Consider the following 12,160-nt stretch of genomic DNA (forward strand, 5'->3'; position numbering starts at 1 on the left):
CCCCTTCGCGCGCAGTTTACTCTGCCTCACGACCACAATTTCAGGCGTTTTTGACGCAAGGAACAACGATGACCCTGTCGTTCACCCAGAAGAAGCGGATCCGCAAGTCGTTCGGCCGCATCCCTGAAGCCATCCGCATGCCCAACCTCATCGAAGTGCAGCGCTCGTCCTACGAGCAGTTTCTGCAACGTTTCGTGCGCCCGTCGGAGCGCCGCGATGACGGTCTGGAAGCCGTGTTCAAATCGGTCTTTCCGGTCAAGGACTTCAACGATCGCGCCACGCTGGAATATGTGTCGTATGAATTCGAAGACCCGAAATACGACGTCGATGAGTGCATTCAGCGCGACATCACCTACGCCGCGCCGCTTAAAGTCAAGCTGCGCCTGATCGTGTTCGAAACGGACGAAGATACGGGCGCGCGTTCGGTCAAGGACATCAAGGAGCAGGACGTCTATATGGGCGACATCCCGCTCATGACCGACAAGGGCACCTTTATCGTCAACGGCACCGAGCGCGTCATCGTTTCGCAGATGCACCGTTCGCCGGGCGTGTTCTTCGATCACGACAAGGGCAAGACCCATTCGTCGGGCAAGCTCCTGTTCGGCGCCCGCATCATTCCGTATCGCGGCTCGTGGCTCGATTTCGAATTCGACGCCAAGGACATTGTCTATGTGCGCATCGACCGCCGCCGCAAGCTGCCCGCCACCACCTTCCTCTATGCGCTGGGCATGGACGGCGAGGAAATCCTGACCACCTTCTTCGACGTCGTGCCGTATGAGAAGAAGGGCGATGGCTGGATCACGCCGTACAAGCCCGAACGCTGGCGCGGCGTGAAGCCGGAATTCGACCTGATCGACGCCGACACCGGCGAAGTGGTCGCTCAGGCGGGCGTCAAGATTTCCGCGCGCAACGCTAAGAAGCTGGGCGATACGGTCAAGAGCCTGCTGCTGTCGCAGGACGCTCTGAACGCTAAATATCTGGCGCGCGATGAAGTCAATTTCGAGACCGGCGAAATCTACGCCGAGGCGGGCGACGAACTCGACGCCGCCACGGTGCAGTTGCTGGAAGACAAGGGCTTCACCAAGATCGACGTCCTCGACATCGACCATGTCACGGTTGGACCGTACATGCGCTCGACCCTGCGCGTCGATAAAAACAATTCGCGCGAAGACGCCCTGTTCGACATCTACCGTGTCATGCGTCCGGGCGAGCCGCCCACGATCGAAGCCGCCGAAGCGATGTTCAACTCTCTGTTCTTCGAACTGGAGCGCTACGACCTGTCCAGCGTCGGTCGCGTCAAGATGAACATGCGTCTGGAGCAGGACGTCGCCGACACCGAGCGCACCCTGCGCAAGGACGACATCCTGAAGATCCTCAAGATTCTCGTCGGCCTGCGCGACGGCCGCGGCGAAATCGACGACATCGACAATCTCGGCAACCGCCGCGTGCGTTCGGTGGGCGAGCTGCTGGAAAACCAGTACCGCGTCGGCCTGCTGCGCATGGAGCGCGCGATCAAGGAGCGCATGTCGTCCGTCGATATCGACACGGTCATGCCGCACGACCTGATCAACGCCAAGCCCGCCGCCGCCTCGGTGCGCGAATTCTTCGGCTCGTCGCAGTTGTCGCAGTTCATGGACCAGACCAACCCGCTGTCGGAAATCACCCACAAGCGTCGTCTGTCGGCGCTTGGGCCGGGCGGTCTGACGCGCGAACGCGCGGGCTTTGAAGTCCGCGACGTTCACCCGACCCACTATGGCCGCATCTGCCCGATTGAAACGCCGGAAGGCCCGAATATCGGCCTGATCAACAGCTTGGCCACCCATGCCCGCGTCAACAAGTACGGCTTCATTGAATCGCCGTACCGCAAGGTCGTGGACGGCACGCCGCAGGGCGAAGTCGTCTATATGTCGGCCATGGAAGAGTCCAAGCACGTCATCGCCCAGGCAAACGTCGCCATTTCGGACGGCAAGTTCGTCAACGATCTGGTCGCGGGCCGCGTCAATGGCGAGCCGGGCCTGCAAATGGCCTCGACCGTCGATTATATGGACGTCTCGCCCAAGCAGGTCGTTTCGGTCGCCGCCGCCCTGATCCCGTTCCTGGAAAACGACGACGCCAACCGCGCCCTGATGGGCTCGAACATGCAGCGTCAGGCCGTGCCTCTGGTGCGCGCCGACGCGCCGCTGGTCGGCACCGGCATGGAAGAGGTCGTGGCCCGCGATTCCGGCGCCACGGTGTCGGCCCGCCGCACCGGCGTCGTGGAGCAGGTCGATGGCACCCGCATCGTTATCCGCGCCACCGAGGAAACCGATCCGAACAAGCCGGGCGTCGATATCTATCGCCTGTCGAAGTTCCAGCGCTCCAACCAGAACACCTGCATCAACCAGCGCCCGATCGTGAAAGTCGGCGACAAGGTGACGGCGGGCGACATCATCGCCGATGGTCCTTCGACCGATCTGGGCGATCTGGCCCTGGGCCGCAACGTGCTGGTCGCCTTCATGCCGTGGAACGGCTACAACTTCGAAGACTCGATCCTGATCTCCGAACGCATCGTGCGCGACGACATCTTCACCTCGATCCACCTGGAAGAATTCGAGGTCATGGCCCGCGACACCAAGCTCGGGCCGGAAGAAATCACCCGCGACATTCCGAACGTCGGTGAAGAAGCGCTGCGCAATCTCGACGAAGCGGGCATCGTCGCCATCGGCGCCGAGGTCCAGCCGGGCGACATCCTGGTCGGCAAGGTGACGCCGAAGGGCGAGTCGCCGATGACGCCGGAAGAAAAGCTGCTGCGCGCCATCTTCGGTGAAAAGGCGTCCGACGTACGCGACACCTCGCTCCGCCTGCCGCCCGGCGTCGCCGGCACCATCGTCGAAGTGCGCGTCTTCAACCGCCACGGCGTTGAGAAGGACGAGCGCGCTCAGGCCATCGAGCGTCACGAGATCGAACGCCTCGGCAAGGACCGCGACGACGAATTGTCGATCCTGGAGCGTAACATCTATGGCCGTCTGAAAGAGATTCTGGTCGGCAAGACCGCCGTGTCCGGCCCTAAGGGCATGGGCCGCGGCGAGATCACCGAGGACAAGCTGGGCGAGGTTTCGCGCGGCCTGTGGTGGCAGATCGCGCTCGAAGACGAAAAGATCATGGGCGAACTCGAAGCCATGAAGCGTCAGTTCGAGGACGCGCGCAAGCGCCTCGACCGCCGCTTCGAGGACAAGGTCGAGAAGCTGCAACGCGGCGACGAACTGCCGCCGGGCGTCATGAAGATGGTCAAGGTGTTCGTGGCGGTGAAGCGCAAGCTGCAACCGGGCGACAAGATGGCCGGTCGTCACGGCAACAAGGGGGTTATCTCCAAGATTCTGCCGTGCGAAGACATGCCCTTCCTGGCGGACGGCACCCATGTCGATATCGTGCTGAACCCGCTGGGCGTGCCGTCGCGTATGAACGTCGGTCAGATTTTCGAAACCCACCTGGGCTGGGCCTGCGCGGGCGTTGGTCGTCAGATCGCCCAGATGCTGGAAGACTGGCAGAACGGCGGTCAGAAGCAGGCTTTGATCGAACATCTGCAAGCCGTCTATGGCAAGGATCAGGAGCTTCCCGACAGCGAAGAAGAGCTGATCGAACTGGCCAAGAACCTGTCGCGCGGCGTGCCGATCGCGACGCCGGTTTTCGATGGCGCGCACATGAACGACATCGAGGATATGCTGGAGACGGCGGGCCTCAACCGTTCGGGTCAATCGGTGCTGTTCGACGGTCTGACTGGCGAACAGTTCAAGCGTCCGGTTACGGTCGGCATTATCTACATGCTGAAACTGCACCACCTGGTCGATGACAAGATCCACGCGCGCTCGATCGGGCCATACTCGCTCGTCACCCAGCAGCCTCTGGGCGGCAAGGCGCAGTTCGGCGGTCAGCGCTTCGGGGAAATGGAAGTCTGGGCGCTGGAAGCCTATGGCGCCGCTTACACCCTGCAGGAAATGCTCACCGTCAAGTCCGACGACGTGGCGGGCCGCACCAAGGTGTACGAAGCCATTGTCCGCGGCGACGACAGCTTCGAAGCTGGTATCCCGGAAAGCTTCAACGTCCTGATCAAGGAAATGCGCTCTCTGGGTCTGAATGTGGAATTGGAGAACGGACAATCTTAATGCGAGGGGCCAGGGGCCCCTCGCGCACCCCGTAACTCGTCAGAATTGTCTAATTTTCGTGCTTAGGCACACTGGAAAGCTGGAATTCATATGAACCAGGAAGTCCTCAATATCTTCAATCCGGTCCAGGTCGCCCCGACCTTCGACCAGATCCGCATCACCCTGGCCTCGCCGGAAAAGATCCTCTCGTGGTCGTTCGGCGAAATCAAGAAGCCGGAAACCATCAATTACCGCACGTTCAAGCCGGAACGCGACGGCCTGTTCTGCGCCCGTATCTTCGGTCCGACCAAGGATTACGAATGCCTGTGCGGCAAGTACAAGCGCATGAAGTACAAGGGCATTATCTGCGAAAAGTGCGGCGTCGAAGTCACACTGTCGCGCGTTCGCCGTGAGCGCATGGGCCATATCGAACTGGCTGCGCCCGTCGCGCACATCTGGTTCCTGAAGTCGCTGCCGTCCCGCATCGCCATGATCCTCGACATGGCGCTGAAGGATGTCGAGCGCGTCCTGTATTTTGAAAACTACATCGTCACCGAGCCGGGCCTGACCTCGCTGAAGCTGAACCAGCTTCTCAGTGAAGACGAATTCTTCCGTTGTCAGGAAGAGTTCGGCGATGACAGCTTCACCGCCGAAATCGGCGCCGAAGCCGTGCGCAACATGCTGATGGCGATGGACCTCAACGAGATCGCCGAGAAGATCCGCGCCGATCTGGTCGACAACACCTCGGAAATGAAGGGCAAGAAGCTCTCCAAGCGGCTGAAGCTGATCGAATCCTTCATTGAATCGGGCAATCGCCCGGAATGGATGATCCTGACGGTCGTGCCGGTCATCCCGCCGGAACTGCGTCCGCTGGTGCCGCTGGATGGCGGTCGTTTCGCGACCTCCGACCTCAACGACCTCTACCGCCGCGTCATCAACCGCAACAACCGTTTGAAGCGCCTGATGGAACTGCGCGCGCCGGACATCATCATCCGCAACGAAAAGCGCATGTTGCAGGAATCGGTGGACGCCCTGTTCGACAACGGTCGCCGTGGTCGCGTCATCACCGGCGCCAACAAACGTCCGCTCAAGTCGCTCGCCGACATGCTCAAGGGCAAGCAGGGCCGCTTCCGCCAGAACCTGCTCGGCAAGCGCGTCGACTATTCCGGTCGTTCGGTTATCACGGTCGGCCCTGAGCTGAAACTGCACGAATGCGGCATCCCCAAGAAGATGGCGCTGGAGCTGTTCAAGCCGTTCATTTATGCGCGCCTTGACGCCAAGGGCCTGTCCGGCACCGTCAAGCAATCGAAGCGCATGGTCGAGCGCGAGCAGCCGCAGGTCTGGGACATCCTCGAAGAGGTGATCCGCGAACACCCGGTCATGCTGAACCGCGCCCCGACTCTGCACCGCCTCGGCATTCAGGCGTTCGAGCCGAAGCTGATCGAGGGCAAGGCCATCCAACTTCACCCGCTGGTCTGTTCGGCCTTCAACGCCGACTTCGACGGCGATCAGATGGCCGTTCACGTGCCGCTGTCGCTGGAAGCGCAGCTCGAAGCGCGCGTGCTGATGATGTCCACCAACAACATCCTGTCGCCCGCCAATGGTCGCCCGATCATCGTGCCGTCGCAGGACATCGTGCTGGGCCTCTACTACCTGTCGCTGGTCAAGGACAATGAGCCGGGCGCGGGCATGGTGTTCGGCGACCTGAACGAAATCCAGCAGGCGCTGGACAACGGTTCGGTGTCGATGCACGCCAAGATCAAGTGCCGCTTCACCCAGATGGATTCGGACGGCGTCGTGCGCACCAAGGTCGTGGACACCACGCCGGGCCGCATGAAGATCGCCGCCCTGCTGCCGCACCACGCCTCCATCGGTCTGCGCGTCCTCGACAAGACCCTGACCAAGAAGGAAATCGGCAATCTGATCGACATCGTCTATCGCCACTGCGGCCAGAAGGCGACGGTGATCTTCGCCGACCAGATGATGGCGCTGGGCTTCAAGGAAGCCGCCCGCGCCGGCATCTCTTTCGGCAAGGACGACATCGTTATTCCCGAAACCAAGAAGGGCATTGTCGATGAGACGCGCTCGCTGGTCGAGGAATACGAGCAGCAATACGCCGACGGCCTGATCACCAAGGGCGAAAAGTACAACAAGGTCGTCGACGCCTGGTCGAAGGCTACGGACCGCGTCTCCGACGAAATGATGAAGGAAATCAGCCGCAAGCTGATGACCACGGACGGTCGCGAAGCCGAGATCAACTCGATCTACATGATGGCCAACTCCGGCGCCCGCGGATCGCAAGCCCAGATGAAGCAGCTCGGCGGGATGCGTGGTCTGATGGCCAAGCCGGACGGCTCGATCATCGAAACGCCGATCATTTCCAACTTCAAGGAAGGCCTGTCGGTTCTGGAATACTTCAACTCGACCCACGGCGCCCGTAAGGGCCTCGCGGACACCGCGCTGAAGACCGCCAACTCCGGCTACCTGACCCGTCGTCTCGTCGACGTGGCGCAGGACTGCATCATCATGGAGACGGACTGCGGCACCACCCGCGGCATCACCATGAAGGCGGTGGTTGAAGGCGGCGACGTCCTCGTCTCGCTGGGTCAGCGCGTCCTCGGCCGCACCGCGGCGGAAGACGTCAAGACCGCTGATGGCGAAGTCGTGGTCGCCGCCGACACCTATATCGACGAAGACGTTGTGGACGTGATCGAAGCGTCCGGCGTGCAGTCGGTCAAGGTGCGTTCGGTTCTGACCTGTGAAGCTGAAATCGGAACCTGCGCGGCCTGCTATGGTCGCGACCTGGCGCGCGGCACCCGCGTGAACATGGGCGAAGCGGTCGGCGTCATTGCGGCGCAGTCGATCGGCGAGCCGGGCACCCAGCTCACCATGCGGACCTTCCACATCGGCGGCACGGCTTCGGTGGCCGAGCAGTCCTTCTACGAAACCACCTCGGACGGCGTCGTGAAGCTGTCGGCGGCGCCGACCGTGCGCGGCTCGCATGGCGACCTGATCTCCATGTCGCGCAACCTGATCATCACGATCGTGGTCGACGGCAAGGATCGCGAAACCTACAAGGCCCCTTACGGCGGTCGCCTGCGCGTCCAGGACGGCGCGTCGGTCAAGAAGGGTCAGCGTCTGGTCGAATGGGATCCGTACACCACGCCGATCATCACGGAAGTCGGCGGCAAGGTGCGCTTCGAAGACCTCAATGACGGCGCCACCGTCCGCGAGGAAACCGACGAAGCGACCGGCATCTCCAACCGCGTCGTGGTCGATTACCGCGCCTCGTCGCGCAGCGCTGAGCTGCGTCCGGCGATGGGCCTGGTCGATGAGGCGGGGGCGTACAAGAAGCTGTCTAACGGCGGTGACGCCCGCTACATGCTGCCGGTCGGGGCTATTCTCTCCGTCGGCAACGGCGATGAGGTCAAGCCGGGCGACATTCTGGCCCGTATGCCGACCGAGGGCGCCAAGACCCGCGACATCACCGGTGGTCTGCCGCGCGTCGCCGAACTGTTCGAAGCCCGCCGTCCGAAGGATTGCGCCGTCATCGCCGAAATGGATGGCCGCGTCGAATTCGGTCGCGACTACAAGAACAAGCGCCGCATCAAGATCACGCCGGAAGACGGTTCGGAAGCGGTCGAGTTCCTGATCCCGAAGGGCAAGCACATCTCGGTCCACGACGGCGACTACATCCAGAAAGGCGACTACATCATCGACGGCAACCCCGATCCGCACGATCTGCTGCGCATTCAGGGCGTCGAGGCGCTGGCCGAATATCTGGTCAACGAGGTGCAGGAGGTCTATCGTCTGCAAGGCGTGCCGATCAACGACAAGCACATCGAAGTCATCGTGCGCCAGATGCTGCAAAAGGTCGAAATCCTCGATGCGGGCGACACCGGCCTGATCAAGGGTGACCATCTCGACAAGGCCGAGGTTGACGCTGAGAACCTCAAGGCGGAAAAGCGCGGCGGTCGTGCGGCCCTCACGCAGCCCGTCCTGCTCGGCATCACCAAGGCGTCCTTGCAGACCCGTTCGTTCATCTCGGCGGCCTCGTTCCAGGAAACGACGCGCGTTCTCACCGAAGCTTCGGTGCAGGGCAAGATCGACACTCTGGACGGCCTCAAGGAGAACGTCATTGTGGGCCGCCTGATCCCGGCGGGCACCGGCGCCTACCTGCGCTCGCTGCAACGCATCGCCCTGAAGCGCGACGAACAATTGTCGCATCAGCGCGAAGAAGCGATGGAGCCGCTCCCGGCGGAACTGCTGGAAGCGCCTTCGGCGGAGTAAACACGCAAAAGGCTAATCATAGAAAACCCCCGAAGCCTCGGCTTCGGGGGTTTTCTTATGCTTGACGATATATCACCTATAGGTTACATGTAACCCATGGGTGATATTTATGGAGAACGCCATGTCCGATAATGAGACATTGCTGCATCAAGCTGAACGGCTGGCGAATTTCCGCCGCGCGGCGCTGATCGTCAACGCCCTATGCTATGCGGGCTGGATGCTGGGTATGGGCATGACAAGCGGCCAGACCGATCAGGCGCATCGCGGCCTATGGCTGCTGGAGGAGGCGGCGGCCTTCTCGGTTTGGCTGATCAGCCTCCTGGCGATCCTGTGGACCATCCGCCATGCGCGCCGCCGTCGCGATCTGGGCGCGCTAATCGACGACGAGCGGACGCAGGGGCTGACGATCCGCGCCTTTCAGACGGGGTATTGGCTGTTGCTGCTTCCGCTTGCCGCCCTCTATACGCTCAGTTGGTTTGTAGCCATCGACCTGCGGCAGGCCCTGCTGGCGCTTATGGCGCTCGGCGTCGCCGCGCCGTCCCTGACCTACGGCTTATTTTACAGGAACTGATGTGCGGCTGCGTAACCGTTTGAAGGACCATCGCGCAGCGCGTGGCTGGACTCAGGCCGATCTGGCCGTCATGGCGCAGGTGTCGCGCAAAACGATCAACACCATCGAGAACGAGGTGTTCACGCCGTCAACCCTGCTGGCGCTGAAACTGGCGCAGGTCTTCGCCGTCGCCGTCGAAGACCTGTTCTATCTTGAAGATGACGATTGAGACCGCCGTTACACCGCCTGACCCGCCGCCCAGCCTGACGACCAGGCCCACTGGAAATTATAACCGCCCAGCCAACCGGTGACATCGACGCATTCGCCGATGAAATAGAGGCCCGGAACGATGCGGCTCTCCATGCTTTGCGAGGAGAGGGCGCGCGTATCGACGCCCCCCAGCGTCACTTCCGCCGTGCGATAACCTTCCGTGCCCATGGGCGTCAACGTCCAGCGGTTCAGCGCGCCTGCGAACGCATCAAGCGTCGCATTCGGCAGGTCGGCCATGCGCGCCTGAGCGGGCAGGTCGAAAATCTCCAGCCAGCGTTCGGCCAACCGGTTCGGCAAGGCCTCGGCGGTGATGGTGGCCAGCGCGGCCTTAGGGCGTTCGGCCTTGCGCGCCCGCAGCCATTGCGCCGCATCGACGCCGGGTGTCAGGTCGATGGCGACGCTCTCGCCGGGTCGCCAGTAGCTTGAAATCTGCAGGACAGCCGGACCGGACAAGCCGCGATGGGTGAACAGAAAACCGTCGCGAAACGCCGTCCCGCCTGCGCGGGCCTCGGCGTCAAGTCCGACGCCCGAAAGGCCGTTCAAACGTCTGAGCCAATCCTCGCCGAGCATAAACGGAACCAGTCCGGCGCGCGTCTCGACAACCTCGTGTCCAAACTGGCGCGCAATATCATAGGCGAAGCCGGTGGCGCCCATTTTAGGGATGGACAATCCGCCGCTGGCCATGACCAGTTTTTCGGCGCGCACGTCACCGCGTGCAGTTTGCAAGCGAAAGCCGCCCCCCTCGCGTCCGACCCGCACAACCGCCGTCGCGAGCCACAGAACGCCTCCGGCGCTGCGCAGATCATCGAGCAGCATGTCAATAATATCCTGCGCGCCACGCTCGCAGAACAACTGCCCTTTGGTCTTTTCGTAATAGGGAATGCCGCGTCGAATGACCCGGTCGAGAAAGTCCCAGGGCGTAAAGCGCTTCAACGCCGAGATGCAGAAGGCGGGATTCTGGGACAGATAGGTCTTCGGCGTCGCTTCCAGATGTGTGAAATTGCACTTGCCGCCGCCGGAGATGCGAATCTTTTCCGCCGGTTTGGCGGCATGGTCGATGACCAGCGTGCGGCGTCCGCGTCGCGCCGCTTCGATGGCGCACATCAGTCCGGCGGCGCCGGCGCCGATCACGACGACGTCGAATTTTGCTTCGGTCACCATATTTTCGCCTCATGTCGCCGCAATCAACTTGCCCGACTAAAAACTTACGTTAAGGTCAGCTATCACATTTCACGCTCAACAGGAGAGGCGCATGTCCGATCTCGCAACCATTACTCAGAAAATCGCCGCCGCCGTCGGTGAAAATTCCGGCCTCGGCAAGACCGTCAAGGTCGATTTCGGCGACGCGGGCAAGATCCTGATCGACGCCACCAAGGTGCCGAACATCGTCTCCAACGAAGACGGCCCCGCCGACACCACGATCCAGATCACCATGGACGATCTGAAGGCGCTGGCCGCCGGCGCTCTGGACCCGATGATGGCCTTCATGACCGGCAAGATGAAAATCCAGGGCGACCTCAGTGTGGCGCAGCGTCTGGCGCCTCTGTTCAAGAGCTGATCTCCGCCTCGGCGACCTGACGCGCCGCCGGTTTACGCCGGCGGCGCCGCTTGGGGTTGCGTCTGGCCATCGACAGGAGCAGCCCTTCGCGCAGGCCCCGGTCGGCGACGCGCAGACGTTCGCAGGGCCATAGTCGCACCACAGCGTCCAGAATGGCGGCCCCCGCCAGCACCAGATCGGCGCGATCGCGTCCGATGCACGGCTCCTGTTCGCGTCCGGCATGACCCATCCGCAAAAGCCGGTCGATCACCGTCTGCACCTCAGCGCGCTGCATCCACAGGCCATCGACCCTGGAACGATCATAGCGCTCCAATTGCAGGTGCAGTCCCGCCAGCGAGGTGATGGCGCCCGATGTGCCGATAATATAGGCCGCCCCGGCGTCGAAATGCGGTCGCAGCGGCTCCGGCGCGGTGAAATCCTGAATTTCGCGCGTCACCGCCGCCACCATGGCTTCAAACCAGTCCTGGAACGCGCCGTCGGCGGGCTCCGGGAAGCGTTCGGCCAGGGTCACGACGCCGACGGGCATGGAAATCCAGTAGCGCGGACGCGGCGGACGCCGCACGGCGCGCAGGGCGTTCATCTGCGCCGATTTTTGCGCCGAGACGCCATGCAATGGCAGGTCGGCGCGCGGCGCGTCGATCTCGACCCAGCTCAGTTCCGTCGATCCGCCGCCGACGTCGATCACCAGCGCCGCCTTGGGCGCAGGTTGCAGCTCATGCGGCTCCAGCAGCGAGGCGCAGCCCATGACCGCCAGATGCGCCTCCTCCTGCGGCGATATGATCGACAGCTTCAAACCGGTCTCGCGCTCGACGCGGTTGAGAAACGGCTGGCCGTTGCGCGCGATGCGGCAGGCCTGAGTCGCGACGGCGCGCACGCGGACGGCGCCGCGCTTCTCGATTTTCTCGGCGCAGATTTTGAGCGCCCTGAGCGCGCGCTCGATGGCGGCTTCGCTGAGTTGACCGCTGTGGGTCAAACCTTCACCGAGCCGGACGATGCGTGAAAAAGCCTCGACAATACGGAAATGGCCATTGTGCAGGGCGGCGATCATCAGGCGGCAATTGTTCGTGCCGAGATCGAGCGCGGCAAAAACCGGCTGATTCGATTCGGCGACATGCGGCGTCGGAGACGACGATGCGATGGCGTCGCGCGTTTGAACGGCGACCGCTGGACGCCGGGCGCCTCGACGCCGTCGTCGCTTTGAGGGAGCCCCGGACATGGCTCATACCCCGCTGATTCTTACGCAATCTCTGACGGCATAAGACCGTTGACCGGCGCTCGGTCGGATTGCTTTCCAAGTCACTCTAGGTCGTGCGCGCCGCGCTGCCAACCGAAAATTCGCCATGAATTCCGACGACTGTGGACGAGAGGCCA

The 12,160-nt window shown here is 62.4% G+C and carries 7 protein-coding genes; 5 read left to right on the plus strand and 2 right to left on the minus strand.

The features are described 5' to 3' along the window. Positions 1-68 precede the first annotated feature (68 nt). The 4 genes from rpoB to ACTHLA_RS07430 all read left to right on the plus strand — a co-directional run bounded on the left by rpoB (position 69) and on the right by ACTHLA_RS07430 (position 9,190). Complete coding sequence (gene rpoB, locus ACTHLA_RS07415) at positions 69-4,142, plus strand: DNA-directed RNA polymerase subunit beta (protein WP_440186757.1); 4,074 nt, start codon at positions 69-71, stop codon at positions 4,140-4,142. A 90-nt stretch (positions 4,143-4,232) separates the two neighbouring features. After that, a complete protein-coding gene (gene rpoC / locus ACTHLA_RS07420) occupies positions 4,233-8,411 on the plus strand; it encodes a DNA-directed RNA polymerase subunit beta' (RefSeq protein ID WP_440186759.1) in 4,179 nt (1,392 codons plus the stop codon). Positions 8,412-8,532: 121 nt separating this feature from the next. After that, positions 8,533-8,982, plus strand: a complete 450-nt coding sequence (locus ACTHLA_RS07425) for a hypothetical protein (RefSeq protein ID WP_440186761.1) — start codon at positions 8,533-8,535, stop codon at positions 8,980-8,982. Between the two features lies 1 nt (position 8,983). Further along, positions 8,984-9,190: a helix-turn-helix transcriptional regulator gene (locus ACTHLA_RS07430; RefSeq protein WP_440186763.1), complete on the plus strand. Its 207-nt coding sequence runs from the start codon at positions 8,984-8,986 to the stop codon at positions 9,188-9,190. 8 nt (positions 9,191-9,198) lie between these two features. Here the strand turns inward: ACTHLA_RS07430 and ACTHLA_RS07435 are convergent, their stop codons facing one another. Beyond that, complete coding sequence (locus tag ACTHLA_RS07435) at positions 9,199-10,392, minus strand: NAD(P)/FAD-dependent oxidoreductase (protein ID WP_440186765.1); 1,194 nt, start codon at positions 10,390-10,392, stop codon at positions 9,199-9,201. 91 nt (positions 10,393-10,483) lie between these two features. Between ACTHLA_RS07435 and ACTHLA_RS07440 the strand changes: the two genes are divergently transcribed. Beyond that, on the plus strand, positions 10,484-10,789 hold the full coding sequence (locus ACTHLA_RS07440) for an SCP2 sterol-binding domain-containing protein (RefSeq protein WP_440186767.1): 306 nt from the start codon (positions 10,484-10,486) through the stop codon (positions 10,787-10,789). Here ACTHLA_RS07440 and ACTHLA_RS07445 read toward each other — a convergent pair. Continuing rightward, positions 10,779-12,005, minus strand: a complete 1,227-nt coding sequence (locus tag ACTHLA_RS07445) for a Ppx/GppA phosphatase family protein (RefSeq protein WP_440186769.1) — start codon at positions 12,003-12,005, stop codon at positions 10,779-10,781. The two genes, ACTHLA_RS07440 and ACTHLA_RS07445, sit on opposite strands and share 11 nt — an antisense overlap. Between the last annotated feature and the right edge of the window lie 155 nt (positions 12,006-12,160).

Source organism: Asticcacaulis sp., assembly GCF_051956075.1.
In the GTDB taxonomy this organism is placed as follows: domain Bacteria; phylum Pseudomonadota; class Alphaproteobacteria; order Caulobacterales; family Caulobacteraceae; genus Asticcacaulis.